Source organism: Leifsonia sp. McL0627 (assembly GCF_058244615.1).
This window is the reverse complement of the sequence record NZ_JBZCGM010000006.1, coordinates 382,179-396,874: the sequence shown is the minus strand read 5'-3', so window position 1 is coordinate 396,874 and position 14,696 is coordinate 382,179. Positions and strand designations below refer to the sequence as shown.

Below are 14,696 nucleotides of genomic sequence, written 5' to 3'. Positions count from 1 at the left end.
GTGTACATAAGTCCCGACTCGACCTTTAGGGGCGGAAGTGGTCTTCGAGGGCGTGCGGACGGGCGACGACGGCGCCCGCCAGGGCGGCGGCGAGAGCGGTGCCGATGAGCACGATGAGGGCGGCCGTCCAGCCGCCGGTGAGCTGGTGCAGCAGGCCGACGGTCAGCGGGCCGAGCGCGCCGAGCGTGTAGCCGAGCCCCTGCGTGAAGCCGCTCAGCGCCACCGAGCCATCGTGGGTGCGCGTGCGCACGTTGATCAGCACCAGGCAGAGCGGGAACAGCAGCGGCCCGAGACCGGCGAACACGACCCACAGCCAGGTCGCCGCCCCCGGCGCGAGGATCAGCCCCAGATACCCGATCACGAAGAACGCGACGCCCGCATACAGCAGCAGCGCGACGTTCCGCATCCTGGCGGCCAGCAGCGGCACCAGCAGCCCGGCCGGGATGCCCATGGCCGCGTACAGGGACAGCAGCGCGCCCGCCTCCACCGGCGTCGACCCAGCCACGTCGTGCAGGATCTCCGGCAGCCAGGCGAACATCGCGTACGCGTTGAGGCTCGACGCGGCGAACACCACCGCCATGGCCCAGGCGAGCGGCGCGTGCCACACCTTGCCGAGCATGGTGCGCTCTGCGCCCTCCACCTCGACGTCGTGCACCGGATGCGCCGGTCGCTTGGTGAGGACGATCCGCAGCCACGGCAGGATCGCGAGCAGGCTGATCACGCCCCACATCCCCACCGAGACGTGCCAGCCTGCTGCGTCGGCCACCGGCACGGCGACCAGCGGCGGCAGCAGGGTGCTCACCGACATCACGGTCGCGTACAGCGCGGTGACGAGCCCGATCCGGTCGGGGAAGTACCGCTTCACCAGCGGAGGCAGCAGCACATTGCCGACGCCCATGCCCGCGAACGTCACAGCCGAGCCGATCGCCAGCATCGCGAACGACCCGGCCGTCGCGCGCAGGATGTGCCCGAGCAGCATCACGCAGAGCGCCCCGATCATCACGCCTTCGAGGCTGGCCCGGCGGGTCAGCGAGGGCGCGAGCAGCCCGAACAGCGCGAAGAAGATCGGCGGGAGCATCCCGAGCAGCCCGACGCCCACACTCGTGACGGCGAAGTCGGTGCGGATCTCCGCGAAGATCGGCGACAGGGCGGCGACGGCGGTGCGCAGGTTGCTGGCCACGAGCAGGATGCCGACGAGGGCGATCGCGCGACCGTGCCAGAGCGGTCGCGCCTCCGGCTGCGCCATCAGGAGGAGGTCTCGGGCTGCAGGATGCTCCTGGCCGTGTCGACGTCGGCTGTGATCTGCGCGATCAGCGGCTCCACGCCGGAGTATGCGACCATGCCCCGGATGCGCTCGACGAACGAGATCTCCACGTGGTGGTCGTACAGGTCGAGTTCGCGGTCGAGGACGTATGCCTCGACCTGCCGCTGCGGCACTCCCTCGAAGGTCGGGTTGTTGCCGACCGAGATCGCGGCCGGGTAGCGTTCGCCGCCGTCGGTGAGCCATCCCGCGTAGACGCCGTCGGCGGGGATGAGCCCTTCGGACTCCGGGGACAGGTTCGCCGTCGGGTACCCGAGTTCGCGCCCGCGTTTCGCCCCGTGCACGACGACACCGCGCAGTGTCGGGATATGTCCGAGCAGTTCGCCGGCGTGCGCCACGTCTCCGTCTGCCAGCAGTTCCCTGATCCAGGTGGAGGAGACGCGGCGGCCGTGCTCCGGCCGAACGTCGTCGATGAGGTGCACCACGAAGCCGTACTTCTCGCCCAGTTCGCGCAGCAGGTCGACGTTCCCCGCTCCCCGGGAACCGAACCGGAAGTCGCTTCCGACCAGGACGGCGGCCGCGTGCAGCCTCCCGACCAGGATGTGCTGGACGAACTCCTCCGGCCCGAGGTCGGCGAGGGCACGGTCGAAGGGAACGATCAGGGTCGCCTCGACGCCGGTGCCCGCGAGCAGGTCGAGCTTCTGCTCCACGCTGACGAGCGCCGTCGGGCACTTCTCCGGCGCGAGCAGTTCGAGCGGGTTGCGGTCGAAGGTGATGACGGTGGGGGTGAGCCCTCCGGCGGACGCGACCTCGCAGAGCCGGCCGATGACCGCGCGATGACCGGTGTGCACACCGTCGAACTTGCCGATCGTCACCGCGCTCGGGCCGAAGCCCTCCGGGATCTCGTCGACGGAACGGAAGACCTTCACGACGCGGCTCCGGCGCCCGGCTTCGCGGCGACCTCGCGCGGACGGTGCCCGCGCAGGTAGATCAGGCCGAGGATCGGCAGCGCGAGCGGGATGAACAGGTAGCCCATGCCGTAGACCGACCAGACCGTCGCGTCGCGTCCGAACGGGTCGATGTCGTGCAGCCCGAGCGTCTCGGGGGCGAACAGGCTGAGCGAGCCGATGACGAGCACGCCGACCAGCTCGAAGGTGATGGTGATCCAGGCCACGCGGTACCAGGTGCGGCCGGGAGCGACGAGGGCGATGGTCGCGAGGATGTACACGACGGCCGCGAGCGCGGACAGGGTGAACGCCACCGGCGCCTCGTGAAAGCGGTCGATGATCTGGAAGACGCTGCGTCCGGTGGCCGCGAGCGCGAGCACGCCGTAGACGAAGACGAGCACGCGCCCGATGCCGGTGATCCGCCGCTTGGGGGCCGGGTCTTCCGAGTGCGCGCGTGCGGACATGGTGTGGTGGTGTGACATCGCCTACGATTCTATTCTCGCCGCGCGGTTGCTCCTGCACAGCGCATCCCTGGCTGGGTTCAGGCGCCCTGCACGAACCAGATCTGGCCCATCCGGTACACCATCACGGCGATCGCGAGGCAGACGCCGCCCAGGATGACGGTCGACCACTTGTTGCGCTCGATCAGCGCCCAGAACCCTCCAGCCAACGGCAGGATGAGCGCGGAGATCAGGTAGATGTAGAACTCGGGCAGGCTGCCGCTCGGCTCGTTGCCGACCAGGGGCGCGACGATGGTCACCACCAGCTGGGCCACCAGCAGCACCTCCACGAGCGCGACGGCGCCCATGCTGACGTCGCCGGGCAGACGACCGGCGAATCCGAGCACGATGCAGAGCAGGCCGGCGACGACGGCGACGATCACCTGGACCGCCGTGAACCACTCGATCATGCGGTGGCGATCTCGTCTGTCGGGAAGTTCACGAGGGTTCTTGCTTCCTTTCCACGGAACTCGATGAGTCCCACCAGGTGGCCGGTCGGTGCGATGGCCGCGAGCGGCACACCCTCCCCATTCTCCCTGTCAGCCACGTGGATGCGTTTCCCGTGGGTCAGGTCGATGGCCTCCTGCTCCGTGAGGTCGAACCGCTCGAACAGTGTCGTGGCCGCGTCGACGGCGGGGACGAGCGCCGAGGCGACGTCGAGCGACTCTATCGGCGTTGCGTCCTCCACGCGGAACGAGCCGACCCTGGTCCGCCGCAGCGCCGTGAGGTGCCCTCCCACGCCGAGACCGGCGCCGAGGTCGCGGGCGAGCGACCGGATGTACGTGCCGGACGAGCAGACCACGCGCACGTCGACGTCGATCGCCGCCGGCAGCCTCCGCTGGTCGAGCACCTCGAATTCGGAGACGGTGACCGGCCGCGCCTTCAGCACGACCTCCTCTCCCGCTCGCACCCGCGCATACGCGCGTTTGCCGTCGACCTTGATCGCGCTCACCGAGCTGGGCACCTGCTCGATCTCGCCGGTGAGGGCAGCGACGCCGGAGCGGATGGCGTCGTCGGTGACCGCTGCCACCGCATCCGGTGCCGCCTCGTCGACGATCTCGCCTTCCGCGTCGTCTGTCGTGGTGGACGCGCCGAGGCGGATGGTCGCGAGGTATTCCTTGTCGGTGCCGACGATGTACGTGAGCAGCCGCGTGGACGAGTTGAGGCCGACGATCAGGAGTCCCGTCGCCATCGGGTCGAGCGTGCCGGCGTGCCCCACCTTGCGCGTGCCGGCCAGGCGCCTGGTGCGCGCGACGATGTCGTGACTCGTCCAGCCCTGCGGTTTGTCGACGAGCAGGATGCCGGAGCCCGTCATGCGCTCTTCTCGCCGACGACGTCGAGCACCAGCTGCAACTTGGTCTGGAAGGTGCACTCCAGCAGTTCGGTCGCCGCCTCGTCCAGGCCGTACTTCTCCGGCAGGCGCAGACCGAGGAGGGTGTTGAGCAGCATGCCCTCCGCGAGGAAGGTGCGCACGCGCTCGGGGTCGAAGCCCGCGTCGTCGCGCAGCAGGCGGTAGATCGCGATGAAGCCGTTCCTGGCCTTCTCGCCGATGACGGGGTCGTGTCCCATGCTGAACGCCTGCATCAGCGACAGCAGCAGCCCGCGGTCTTCGATCAGGTTGACGTACGCGGTGCCGAGCAGACGGCCGATCTGGTCGTCGGGCGAACCGTCGGCCTTCCAGTCGTCGATGGTCTCCGTGAACGCGACCAGGAGCTTGTCGAGCGCGCGGAGAGCACCTCGACGAAGAGGTTCTCCTTGCTGCCGAACATCCGCACCACGTATGGCTGGCTGATGCCGGCCGCCTTCGCGATCTGGTCGGTGGTCGCCCCGAAATAGCCGCGCTCCCCGAAGACGAGGCTGGCGGCGGCGAGGATCTGCTCTTCCGCTCCCCGGCCGGGATTCGTTCACTGATCTTGTCGGTCACGCTTGACAGGTTATCAGTTGATTACTAATGTCGACCGTGTTGTAATCATCCGATAACAACATTCCAGCGACATCGACAGGATGTGCAGCATGTCGTCCCCCTCCACCACCCGCCGCATCCCGATCTGGCTGGCCATCGTCGCCGCATCGCTCCCGATGTTCATGGCGACCCTCGACAACCTCGTCGTCACCAGCGCCCTGCCCGTGATCGCGAAGGACCTCAGCGCCTCCATCGAGCAGCTGCAATGGGTCATCAACGCGTACACCCTCAGCTTCGCCACCTTCATGCTGATGGCCGTCGCACTCGGCGACCGGTTCGGCCGCCGCACCGTCTTCCTCAGCGGCATCGTCATCTTCACGCTCGCCTCCGCCGCCAGCGCCCTCGCCACCGACCCGACGATGCTCATCCTGGCCCGCGCAGTGCAGGGCGTCGGTGCCGCAGCGCTCATGCCGCTCTCCCTCACCCTGCTCGCGGGCAGCGTCAGCCTCAAGATGCGCCCGGCCGCCATCGGCATCTGGGGCGGCATCTCCGGCCTCGGCGTCGCCACCGGACCGCTGATCGGCGGCGCAGTAGTGCAGGGCTGGAACTGGCAGGCGATCTTCTGGCTGAACGTGCCGCTCGGCATCATCGCCGTGCCGCTCGTGCTCGCCGCCCTGCCGAACAGCTTCGGCAAGCGGGTGCGCGCCGACATCGTCGGCCTCCTGCTCGCCGGTCCGGGCGTCCTCGGGATCGTCTACGGCATCGTCCGTGGCAACGACGCGGGCTGGGACAGCTTCGAGGTGCTCGGCTCGCTGATCGCCGGCACGGTGCTGCTCCTGGCGTTCGTGTTCTGGGAGGGACGCGCCTCCGCCCCGCTGCTGCCGCTGCGACTGTTCCGCGACCGCAGCTTCACCGTGGCGAACCTCGTCGGTGTGACGTTCAGCTTCGGCATCTTCGGGGCGGTGTTCATCCTCATCCAGTTCCTGCAGGTGGTGCAGGGACACACCCCGCTCGAAGCCGGTGTGATGACGATGCCGTGGACGCTCGCCCCGATGGTGGTCGCCCCGCTCACCGGCCTCGTCTCCGGACGCACCGGCACCCGGCTGCCCATCCTGGTCGGCCTGACGCTGCTGGCCGTCGCGATGGGCTGGATCGCCTCGACCCTCTCCGCCGACATCGCGTACTCGGCCATGTGGCCGCCGTTCGCGCTCGCCGGCATCGGCATGGGTCTCGTCTTCGCCCCCAGCTCGACCGCGGTGCTCGCCAACATGAAGCCGGACGACCACGCGAAAGCATCGGGCACCAACTCCACCCTCCGCGAGATCGGCGTCGCCCTCGGCGTGGCCGTCCTCACCGCCGTCTTCACCGGAGCGGGCGGCACGCTCACCCCGACCGGCTACGTGGATGCGGCCATCCCGGCCGTCTGGGTCGGGGCCGGTGTCCTCGCCCTCGCCGCGGTGATCTCGCTCTTCCTCCCCTCCGGCATCATCCGCCGCCGCCGTGGCGCCGCCCCGGACCCGGAGCACGAGATCACGGAGGCCGCCGCCGCCGAGGGCTCCCCGGAGGCCGCCGCCCTCGTCGAGTAGGCCCAACCGCGCCTCCCGCCAGCATCGAGTGGTCCCGAATTGCCGTGCGCAACGTGCGCACACGGCAATTCGGGACCACTCGTTCGCGGATAGGCTGAGGGGATGCGGATCGGCGTCATCGGAGCAGGAGCCATCGGCGGCACGATCGCAGCGCTGCTCGACCGCGTCGGCCACCAGGTCGAGGTCACGGCGCGCGGCGCCCAGCTCGCCGCGATCCGCGCGGACGGCCTCCGCCTCGACGGAGCCTGGGGCTCCCACACCGCGAGGGTCGACGCCGACGAGCTCCTGCGCACCCAGCCGGAGCTCGCATTCCTCTGCACCAAAGCACAGGATGCGGCGGCCGCCATCCGCGAGAATCAGCACCTCCTCGGCGGCATCCCCGTGGTCGTCGTGCAGAACGGCCTCAGCGGTCTGTGTCAGGCCGCGACGATGCTCCCCGGCTCCGACTGCGTCGGCGCACTCGCCCTCTACGCCGCGAGCTTCCTCTCCCCCGGCCGCGTCACGGTGACCACCGCGGCCAACACCTACCTCGGCGCGGGAAGCGGAGAGCCGCCGGAGGCCGCGGTCTTCGCCACGCGCGTCCTCGACGCCGCCATGCCGACCTTCGCCGTCGACAACTTCGACGGCGCCCAGTGGACCAAGCTCATCGTCAACCAGATCAACGCCATGCCCGCCATCACTGGGCTCAGCGCCCAGGATGCGATCGCCGACCGCGGACTCCGCCGCATCGTCACCGCGAGCATGCGCGAGGCGGTGCGGGTCGGCTTCGACCGCGGCATCCGGTACGGCAGCATCCAGGGGCTCAGCAACGGCATCCTGCGATTCGTCGCCGCCTCCCCGCTGTGGGCGGGGCAGGCCGTTCTCCTGACGATGAAGCGCCGGATGGGCGCCACCCCCAACCCCGGATCGACGCTGCAGAGCATCCGGCGCGGCCAGCTCACCGAGATCGACTACCTCAACGGCGCCGTCGTCGGCGAAGCCCACGAACTCGGACGCGAAGCGCCGATCAACGCCGCCATCGTCGGCCTGGTGCACGAGGTGGAGCGCACCCGCGCCTTCATCGAACCGGCCGCCGTGATCGACCGGATGCGCGCGGTCCTGTAGCGCTGACCGACGGGTGGGCTAGCAGCTGTCCGCGAACACCCGCTTGGGCAGCGCCGGGTCGCTGTCGTCCACCAGCGCGCTCGCCCACACCCTCGGTTCCGCGTCGTTCTCGTAGATCGGGTCCTGAGGCGTGTTCACCAGCGCCACCGAGTAATGCCAGATGCCGCGCAGTTCCGGCCGGAGCAGGAACTCGCCGTCGACCACGAGCACCGCATCCTGGCCGGTCGTCTCCCACCGGCTCTCGACAGGCACATCCCGTCGCTCGTCGAACGCCGCCGTCTGGAACCCGGTGCTCCCCGCCATCCGGTACGGGTCGATCAGCACCCGCCGGAACGTGACGTAGTCGAACGCGCCGCGGTAGTAGTCGAGCGCGGACTCCGGGCCGAGCCTGGTGCGGTCGGCGCGCGGCCGGTGGAAGTCATCCATCGACGCCCGGAACGTGTCGTAACCCGCCTCGCGGAACACCTCGGCGAAATCGTGGGCGAACGTCCCGGTGTCCTCGACGCCGTCCACGGCCACGATCGTGCGGCCGTGACCGTAACTGCGCGTCACCTCGCCGACCAGTTCGCGGAGGAACAGGACGCGCGGCGTCGGTGGAAGCTTCATGGCACGAGCCTAGGCCGCCGACGCACCGATTACGCTGGGATCATGGTGGATGCGGAGCAGAACTCGTTCTCCGCCTCCGTCATCGACTGGTTCCACACCAACCGCCGCGACCTGCCGTGGCGCAGGGACGGCTTCACCGCCTGGGGCACCCTGGTCAGTGAGTTCATGCTGCAGCAGACCCCGGTGAGTCGTGTCATCCCGCGCCTGGAGGAGTGGCTGACCCGCTGGCCCACCCCCGCCGACCTCGCCGCCGTCCCGCCCGGAGAGGCCGTGCGCGCCTGGCAGTCGCTCGGCTACCCGCGCCGCGCGCTCTGGCTGCACGCCTGCGCCGTCGCCATCACCGAGCGGCACGGCGGCATCGTCCCCGACGACGTGGATGCGCTGCTCGCCCTCCCGGGGATCGGCGATTACACCGCGCGCGCCGTCGCGGTGTTCGCGTACGGCGACCGGCATCCGGTGGTCGACACGAACATCCGGAGGGTCATCGCGCGCGCCGTCGACGGCCAGGGCGAACCGCCCCCGCCGTCCAAGCGCGACCTCACGGCAATGGAGGCGCTGCTCCCCGCCGACCGCGCGGCAGCCGCCGCCTTCAACGCCGGGATGATGGAGCTCGGCGCTCTCGTCTGCGTCGCCAGGACGCCGCGCTGCGACGCCTGCCCGCTCGCCGACCTGTGCGCGTGGCGGCAGGCGGGCTACCCCGCCTACGACGGCCCGACGAAGGCCGTGCAGAAGAAGTACGAGGGCAGCGACCGCCAGGTGCGCGGCCTGATCCTCGCCGAATTGCGCGCCTCCCACATCCCGGTCACACCGGCCGAGATCGAGTCCGTCTGGCCGGACGCCGCGCAGCGCGACCGCGCGCTCGCCGGCCTCCTGGCCGACGGTCTCGCCGTCCGCTCCCCCACCGGCTCCGGCTATACCCTCCCTTAACCGCGATCGAGCCCCCAGTTCGTCTCGGTATCCGGCTCGGATAACGGGAACCACTGCGGGCTCGATTGCTTGGGGCTAGGGGCGGGGGGAACTAGTCCTCGTCGTCCTCGTCTTCGCGGGGCTTGACGTAGGGGTCTTCGTCGCCGGCGTATGCTGCGCCGGCGGCCAGGCCGGCCACCTCGGTGTCGCGCTGCCGCGCCTCGCGCAGCAGGTCTTCGATGTGGGCCGCGTTCTCCGGGATCGCATCCAGGATGAACTCCAGCGACGGCGTCAGCCGTGCCGTGATGTTCTTGCCGACCTCGCTGCGCAGCATTCCGGTCGCCGCCGCGAGGGCGGCTGCGGTGTCCGCGCGTTCCTCGTCGGTGCCGTAGACCGTGTAGAACACCGACGCGTGCTGCAGGTCGCCTGTCACCTGCACATCCGTGATCGTCACGAAGCCCATGCGGGGATCGCGGACGCCGCGTTCGAGCCGCTTGGCGATGATGACCTTGATTCTGTCCGCGAGCTTCCTCGCGCGTGCCGGATCAGCCATGTTGTCTCTCCTTCACTGCTGTGATGCCACCAGCCTGGGATGGGACGAGGCCCGGAAGGCGAACCCTCCGGACCTCGTGTCCATGCCTAGACGCGGGGCTTCTCCCGCATTTCGGTCGTCTCGATCTCGTCGCCGATCTGGATGTCGTTGAACTTGCCGAGGCCGATACCGGCTTCGAAGTCCGTGCGCACCTCGGTGACGTCGTCTTTGAACCGGCGCAGCGACTCGATGGCGAGGTTGTCCCCCACCACGACGCCGTCGCGGATGACGCGCGCCTTCGCGTTGCGCGTGATCGTTCCGGAGCGGACGATGACACCGGCGATGTTGCCGAACTTGGAGGAGCGGAACACCTCGCGGATCTCGGCCACACCGGACTGGATCTCTTCGAACTCCGGCTTGAGCATGCCCTTGAGCGAGCTCTTCGATGTCGTCGATCGCGTTGTAGATGACCGAGTAGAAGCGCACATCCACACCCTCGCGGGCGGCACGCTCGCGGGCCTTGACGTCCGGGCGGACGTTGAAGCCGATCACGATCGCGTTGTCGATGGTCGCCAGGTCGATGTCCGACTCGGTGATCGCGCCGACGCCGCGGTGCAGGATGCGGAGCTGGACCGAGTCGTCGACCTCGATCTTCATGAGCGACTCCTCCAGCGCCTCTACGGCACCGGACACGTCGCCCTTGATGATGAGGTTGAGCGCCTCGACCTTGCCCTCTTCCAGAGCACGGGTGAAGTCTTCCAGCGAGATGCGCTTGCGCGACTTCGCCAGCATGGCGTTGCGCTCGGCAGCCTCTCGCTTCTCGGCGATCTGACGGGCGGTGCGGTCCTCCTCGGTGACGAGGAAGGTGTCACCGGCTCGCGGAACACTCGAGAGACCCTGAACCTGCACCGGACGCGACGGGTACGCCTCGTGAACGGCGTCGCCGTTCTCGTCGACCATCGCACGGACGCGGCCGTAAGCCGTACCGGCGACGATCGAGTCTCCGACGCGCAGCGTTCCCGACTGGATGAGCACGGTCGCAACAGCACCGCGGCCCTTGTCGAGCTTGGCCTCGATCGCGATACCGCGCGCATCCTTGTTGGGGTTGGAGCGCAGGTCGAGCCCGGCGTCCGCCGTGAGCAGCACGGCGTCCATAAGGTCCTGGATGCCGATGTTGTTCCGCGCAGACACGTCGACGAACATGACGTCTCCGCCGTACTCCTCGGCGACCAGACCGAACTCGGTGAGCTGCTGGCGCACCTTGGCCGGGTTGGCGTCCGGCTTGTCGATCTTGTTCACCGCGACCACGACCGGCACACCGGCCGCCTGAGCGTGGTTGAGCGCCTCGATGGTCTGCGGCATGATGCCGTCGTCCGCCGCGACCACGAGGATCGCGATGTCGGTGACCTGCGCACCACGGGCACGCATGGCGGTGAACGCCTCGTGACCAGGGGTGTCGATGAAGGTGATGGCGCGCTCGATGTTCTCGTGCTCGGTCCACACCTGGTAGGCACCGATGTGCTGGGTGATGCCGCCGGCCTCGCCCGCAACGACGTTCGCGTTGCGGATCGCGTCGAGAAGACGCGTCTTACCGTGGTCGACGTGACCCATGACGGTGACGACGGGGGGACGGATCTCAAGGTCTTCGTCTGTCTCGTCCTCGAGCTCCTGGTCGAGGTCGATGTCGAAGCCTTCGAGCAGCTCCTTGTCCTCGTCCTCCGGGGACACGATCTGCACCTTGTAGCCGAGCTCTTCGCCCAGCACGCCGAACGTGGCCTCGTCGAGGGACTCGGTCGCCGTGGCCATCTCACCGAGGTGGAACAGGACGGTGACCAGGTTGCCGGGGCTCGCGTCGATCTTGTCGGCGAAGTCCGAGATGGATGCACCGCGGCGCAGCCGGACGATGGTGTTGCCGTCGCCACGGGGTACGCTCACGCCGCCCAGCGACGGAGCTTCCCTCAGCTCGAATTCCTGCCTCTTGGCGCGCTTCGACTTGCGGGCCTTGCTCTTGCCGCCACCGCGACCGAACGCACCAGCGGTTCCACCGCCCGGTCCGCGGCCACGACCGCCGCCGCCACCCGCGGGACGCGGGCCGCCGAAGCCGCCGCCTGGACGCTGGAAGCCACCACCGGCGCCTGCGCCGGCTCCTGCTCCACCGCCGCTACCCGGGCGCTGCTGGAAGCCGGGACGGCTTCCGCCTGCTCCGCCGGGACGCTGGCCGGGGCGATTGCCGCCTGCTCCGGGAGCGCCGGGACGCGGCGAACCGGGACGCGGGGGCGTCGGACGCGGGATGTTACCCGGCGACGGACGCTGGCCCATGCCCTGCGAGCTCGCGAACGGGTTGTTGCCCGGACGAGGAGCGCTCGGACGCTGGCCCATGCCCTGGTTGGACGCGAACGGGTTGTTGCCCGGACGCGGAGCGCCCGGACGCGGGATGCTGCTGCTTCCTGCGGCGTTTCCGCCTGCAGGACGCGGGGTGTTCGGCTTGACGGCGTCCGACGGGGCGTCGGCCGGTGCCGCTGCTTCCGCCTCGGCCGGCGCTGCCTTCTCGGCCGCCGCCTTGGCGTCTGCTGCTGCCTTGTCGGCTTCGGCCTTCTCAGCCGCCGCCTTCTGCTCAGCGAGCGCCTGGCGCTCGGCGACGGACAGGGGTGCTGCCGGCTTGGGTGCGGTGCCGCCCGGGTTCGGAGCGGACGACGGACGCGTCGCGCCCGGCGTCGGAGCCGAGGACTTCGGCGCGGCCGCCTTGTGCTCCGTTGCTGCCGCGGCAGCCTTGTCGGCCGTGAAGCCGTCCGCCTCGAGGGCTGCGCGAAGCTTGCGCGCCACCGGCGGTTCGATGCTGGAGGACGGGCCCTTGACGAACTCGCCCATCTCTTTCAATTTTGCAAGTGCGATCTTGCTGTCGACGCCGAGTTCGGTAGCGACCTCGTGTACGCGTGGTTTTGCAGCCACAATTCTCCTGTCTAGGGGGTCTACCCCTAGCAGGGCAGACCGTTAGTTACGGACGGGTCTCATTTCGAGCCGCTCATTAGTTGTCACTCATTTGAGTTCACTGTGCCGTTCAGCCTGTTCTCTTCAAGTGCGGCCTGGATGGCCGTCGTATCGAGCATTCCGTCGACCTTGAGGGCCCGCCCGAAGGCGCGCCTCTGCAGGGCTTTGTCGAGACACTCGACGACCGGATGCAGCCACGCACCTCGCCCAGAAAGCGTGGCGGAATGGTCCACCACGATTTTCGAGTTCTGGGCGACGACCCTCAGAAGAGAGGATCGGGGAGCGCGAGAACGGCATCCGACGCACGTTCTAACAGCTTCCATCCTACACCCGCGCACAACCGAGGTCGGGCGCGACTACTCCTTGTCGCGGATCGAGTCGGGCATCGCCATCCATCCCGACCTCATTCTTTGTCCAGGATCGAGTCGGGCATCGCCATCCATCCCGACCTCATTCTTTGTCCAGGATCGAGTCGGGCTGGATGTCGATCTTCGCGCCCGTCAGTTTCGCGGCGAGACGAGCGTTCTGCCCCTCTTTGCCGATGGCGAGCGACAGCTGGTAGTCGGGCACGAGCGCACGGACGGCCTTGAGCGACTCGTCGATGACGAACGCGCTGGTGACCTTCGCGGGCGACAGAGCGCTCGACACGAACGTGGCGAGGTCCGGCGAGTAGTCGACGATGTCGATCTTCTCGTTGTTCAGCTCCGCGGTGACGGCCCTGACACGCTGTCCGAGCTCGCCGATGCACGCGCCCTTGGCGTTCACACCCGGCTCGGTCGCGCGGACGGCGATCTTGGTGCGGTGCCCTGCCTCGCGGGCGAGCGACACGATCTCGACGACACCGCTCGCGATCTCCGGGACCTCGAGCGCGAACAGCTTGCGCACGAGCGCGGGGTGCGTGCGGGAGACCGTGATCTGCGGACCCTTCAGCCCCTTCGACACACTCGTCACGTACACCCGGATGCGCGACCCGTGCGTGTACTCCTCGCCTGGCACCTGCTCCTCCGGAGGCAGAATCGCCTCGACACTGCCGAGGTCGACGTGGATCATCCGCGGGTTGGGCCCCTGCTGGATGACGCCGGCGACGATGTCGCCCTCCCTGCCGCGGAACTCGCCGAGCACGGCGTCGTCCGCGATGTCGCGGAGGCGCTGGTTGATGACCTGCTTGGCGGCGAACGCCGCGATGCGACCGAAGTCGCTCGGGCTGTCCTCCGCCTCGCCGATGACGTTGCCCTCGTCGTCCAGCTCAGGGACGAACACGGAGACGTGACCGGTCTTGCGGTCGAGGTGCACGCGCGCTGCCGGCGGCTCCTCCGTCGTGTGCCCGTGGCGGTGGTCGGCCTGGTCCGTGTGCTTCAGGTAGGCGGTCAGAATCGCCTGCTCGATGATCTGCACCAGCTCGTCGAAGGGTATCTCTCGCTCGCGTTCCATGAGACGCAAGACGCTGAGGTCGATGTCCATGCCGGCCTCCTCTATTCAGATCTCGCCGCCGCGTTCAGCGCGACGGACTCGACTAACTACGGTACCCGATGATCCGACCTGCCGGAACGGGGGTACCGTTCCGATACATGACCTCCCCCACGTCTGCCGCCAGACGCGTCGAACGCAACCCGGCGGTCCGCATCCTCGCCAGGGTCGGAAATGCGGCCATCGGCATCCTGCACATCCTGATCGGCGTGATCGCTCTGGCCGTCGCGTTCGGCGCGGGCGGCGGCAGCAATGCCGACCAGTCGGGTGCCCTGCAGGCGCTCGTGGCCGTGCCGGGTGGGCTTTTCGTGGTGTGGGCGGTGATCGTCGGACTGATCGCGCTCGCGCTGTGGCAGATCCTGCAGACGGTCGTGGCGCACAAGGCGATCCAGAAGGTGACCGAGATCGCCAAGGGCGTCGTCTATGCGGTGCTCGCCGTGACGGCGATCTCCATCGCCTCCGGCGGCGGCTCCCACTCATCGTCATCCGAGAAGACCGCGAGCGCGCGTCTGCTCGCACTGCCCGGCGGTGTCTTCGTCCTCGCCGCGATCGGTCTCGCGATCGTGGCCGTCGGGATCGGCTTCATCGTCAACGGCGTCACCCACCGCTTCGAGCGGGGCCTGCGCCTGCCGCCGAACGCCTTGGCCGGCGTCACGACGACCCTCGGCCGCATCGGCTACATCGCCAAGGGCGTCGCCCTCGGCATCGTCGGCGGACTGGTCGTCACCAGTGCGGTGACGTACGACCCCGGCAAGTCCGGCGGCCTCGACGGAGCGCTGAAGTCGCTCACGCAGCTCCCGTTCGGCGTCTTCCTTCTCATCCTGATCGCCGTCGGCCTGATCGCCTACGGCGTCTTCTGGTGTGTGCGGGCCGTCGCCGTCCGCCTCTAGCCGCCA

The 14,696-nt window shown here is 69.0% G+C and carries 15 protein-coding genes and 1 pseudogene; 4 read left to right on the top strand and 12 right to left on the bottom strand.

What is annotated here, in order from left to right:
- Positions 1-25: 25 nt before the first annotated feature.
- From AC37TH_RS17870 to AC37TH_RS17840, 7 genes are read right to left on the bottom strand one after another with little or no spacing between them, the layout of a single operon-like run.
- Positions 26-1,246 (bottom strand): MFS transporter, encoded by a 1,221-nt coding sequence (locus tag AC37TH_RS17870; protein ID WP_490765691.1) that lies wholly within the window; start codon positions 1,244-1,246, stop codon positions 26-28.
- Complete coding sequence (locus AC37TH_RS17865) at positions 1,246-2,190, bottom strand: bifunctional riboflavin kinase/FAD synthetase (protein ID WP_490765690.1); 945 nt, start codon at positions 2,188-2,190, stop codon at positions 1,246-1,248. The genes AC37TH_RS17870 and AC37TH_RS17865 overlap by 1 nt, the downstream gene beginning before the upstream one ends.
- Complete coding sequence (locus AC37TH_RS17860; protein WP_490765689.1) at positions 2,187-2,690, bottom strand: hypothetical protein; 504 nt, start codon at positions 2,688-2,690, stop codon at positions 2,187-2,189. Before AC37TH_RS17860 ends, AC37TH_RS17865 begins: the two co-directional genes overlap by 4 nt.
- A gap of 59 nt (positions 2,691-2,749) precedes the next feature.
- Positions 2,750-3,118, bottom strand: coding sequence for a hypothetical protein (locus AC37TH_RS17855; RefSeq protein ID WP_490765688.1), 369 nt, complete (start codon positions 3,116-3,118; stop codon positions 2,750-2,752).
- On the bottom strand, positions 3,115-4,023 hold the full coding sequence (gene truB / locus AC37TH_RS17850) for a tRNA pseudouridine(55) synthase TruB (RefSeq protein ID WP_490765687.1): 909 nt from the start codon (positions 4,021-4,023) through the stop codon (positions 3,115-3,117). Before truB ends, AC37TH_RS17855 begins: the two co-directional genes overlap by 4 nt.
- Positions 4,020-4,277, bottom strand: coding sequence for a hypothetical protein (locus tag AC37TH_RS17845; protein ID WP_490765686.1), 258 nt, complete (start codon positions 4,275-4,277; stop codon positions 4,020-4,022). Before AC37TH_RS17845 ends, truB begins: the two co-directional genes overlap by 4 nt.
- A 44-nt stretch (positions 4,278-4,321) precedes the next feature.
- Positions 4,322-4,582 carry a TetR/AcrR family transcriptional regulator gene (locus AC37TH_RS17840; protein WP_490766085.1) on the bottom strand — a complete coding sequence of 87 codons (261 nt, stop codon included), beginning with the start codon at positions 4,580-4,582 and terminating at the stop codon, positions 4,322-4,324.
- Positions 4,583-4,721: 139 nt separating this feature from the next.
- Between AC37TH_RS17840 and AC37TH_RS17835 the strand changes: the two genes are divergently transcribed.
- Both AC37TH_RS17835 and AC37TH_RS17830 read left to right on the top strand, forming a co-directional pair.
- Positions 4,722-6,197 (top strand): DHA2 family efflux MFS transporter permease subunit, encoded by a 1,476-nt coding sequence (locus AC37TH_RS17835; RefSeq protein WP_490765685.1) that lies wholly within the window; start codon positions 4,722-4,724, stop codon positions 6,195-6,197.
- Positions 6,198-6,299: 102 nt separating this feature from the next.
- A complete protein-coding gene (locus tag AC37TH_RS17830) occupies positions 6,300-7,301 on the top strand; it encodes a ketopantoate reductase family protein (protein WP_490765684.1) in 1,002 nt (333 codons plus the stop codon).
- Between the two features lie 18 nt (positions 7,302-7,319).
- Here the strand turns inward: AC37TH_RS17830 and AC37TH_RS17825 are convergent, their stop codons facing one another.
- On the bottom strand, positions 7,320-7,907 hold the full coding sequence (locus AC37TH_RS17825) for a nucleoside/nucleotide kinase family protein (protein ID WP_490765683.1): 588 nt from the start codon (positions 7,905-7,907) through the stop codon (positions 7,320-7,322).
- A gap of 42 nt (positions 7,908-7,949) precedes the next feature.
- On the opposite strand from AC37TH_RS17825, the gene AC37TH_RS17820 reads away from it, so the two are divergent.
- A complete protein-coding gene (locus AC37TH_RS17820) occupies positions 7,950-8,834 on the top strand; it encodes an HhH-GPD family protein (RefSeq protein ID WP_490765682.1) in 885 nt (294 codons plus the stop codon).
- 91 nt (positions 8,835-8,925) lie between these two features.
- On the opposite strand, the gene rbfA is transcribed toward AC37TH_RS17820, so the two are convergent.
- The 4 genes and pseudogenes from rbfA to nusA form a co-directional block, all read right to left on the bottom strand.
- Positions 8,926-9,366: a 30S ribosome-binding factor RbfA gene (gene rbfA, locus AC37TH_RS17815; RefSeq protein WP_490765681.1), complete on the bottom strand. Its 441-nt coding sequence runs from the start codon at positions 9,364-9,366 to the stop codon at positions 8,926-8,928.
- Between the two features lie 86 nt (positions 9,367-9,452).
- Positions 9,453-12,294, bottom strand: a pseudogene (infB, locus tag AC37TH_RS17810) (translation initiation factor IF-2).
- A gap of 83 nt (positions 12,295-12,377) precedes the next feature.
- A complete protein-coding gene (locus tag AC37TH_RS17805) occupies positions 12,378-12,656 on the bottom strand; it encodes a YlxR family protein (protein WP_490765680.1) in 279 nt (92 codons plus the stop codon).
- A gap of 127 nt (positions 12,657-12,783) precedes the next feature.
- A complete protein-coding gene (gene nusA, locus AC37TH_RS17800; RefSeq protein WP_490765679.1) occupies positions 12,784-13,794 on the bottom strand; it encodes a transcription termination factor NusA in 1,011 nt (336 codons plus the stop codon).
- Positions 13,795-13,901: 107 nt separating this feature from the next.
- Here nusA and AC37TH_RS17795 point away from each other — a divergent pair, with 107 nt between their 5' ends.
- Positions 13,902-14,690, top strand: coding sequence for a DUF1206 domain-containing protein (locus AC37TH_RS17795; RefSeq protein WP_490765678.1), 789 nt, complete (start codon positions 13,902-13,904; stop codon positions 14,688-14,690).
- Positions 14,691-14,696: the final 6 nt, after the last annotated feature.

What these genes read in the sequence shown, in the direction of transcription:
- nusA (WP_490765679.1), bottom strand. Translation starts at nt 13,794, where the DNA reads ATGGACATCGACCTCAGCGTCTTGCGTCTCATGGAACGCGAGCGAGAG.
- AC37TH_RS17855 (WP_490765688.1), bottom strand. Translation starts at nt 3,118, where the DNA reads ATGATCGAGTGGTTCACGGCGGTCCAGGTGATCGTCGCCGTCGTCGCC.
- AC37TH_RS17860 (WP_490765689.1), bottom strand. Translation starts at nt 2,690, where the DNA reads ATGTCACACCACCACACCATGTCCGCACGCGCGCACTCGGAAGACCCG.
- AC37TH_RS17820 (WP_490765682.1), top strand. Translation starts at nt 7,950, where the DNA reads ATGGTGGATGCGGAGCAGAACTCGTTCTCCGCCTCCGTCATCGACTGG.
- rbfA (WP_490765681.1), bottom strand. Translation starts at nt 9,366, where the DNA reads ATGGCTGATCCGGCACGCGCGAGGAAGCTCGCGGACAGAATCAAGGTC.
- AC37TH_RS17805 (WP_490765680.1), bottom strand. Translation starts at nt 12,656, where the DNA reads ATGGAAGCTGTTAGAACGTGCGTCGGATGCCGTTCTCGCGCTCCCCGA.
- AC37TH_RS17835 (WP_490765685.1), top strand. Translation starts at nt 4,722, where the DNA reads ATGTCGTCCCCCTCCACCACCCGCCGCATCCCGATCTGGCTGGCCATC.
- AC37TH_RS17845 (WP_490765686.1), bottom strand. Translation starts at nt 4,277, where the DNA reads ATGGGACACGACCCCGTCATCGGCGAGAAGGCCAGGAACGGCTTCATC.
- truB (WP_490765687.1), bottom strand. Translation starts at nt 4,023, where the DNA reads ATGACGGGCTCCGGCATCCTGCTCGTCGACAAACCGCAGGGCTGGACG.
- AC37TH_RS17795 (WP_490765678.1), top strand. Translation starts at nt 13,902, where the DNA reads ATGACCTCCCCCACGTCTGCCGCCAGACGCGTCGAACGCAACCCGGCG.
- AC37TH_RS17870 (WP_490765691.1), bottom strand. Translation starts at nt 1,246, where the DNA reads ATGGCGCAGCCGGAGGCGCGACCGCTCTGGCACGGTCGCGCGATCGCC.
- AC37TH_RS17825 (WP_490765683.1), bottom strand. Translation starts at nt 7,907, where the DNA reads ATGAAGCTTCCACCGACGCCGCGCGTCCTGTTCCTCCGCGAACTGGTC.
- AC37TH_RS17830 (WP_490765684.1), top strand. Translation starts at nt 6,300, where the DNA reads ATGCGGATCGGCGTCATCGGAGCAGGAGCCATCGGCGGCACGATCGCA.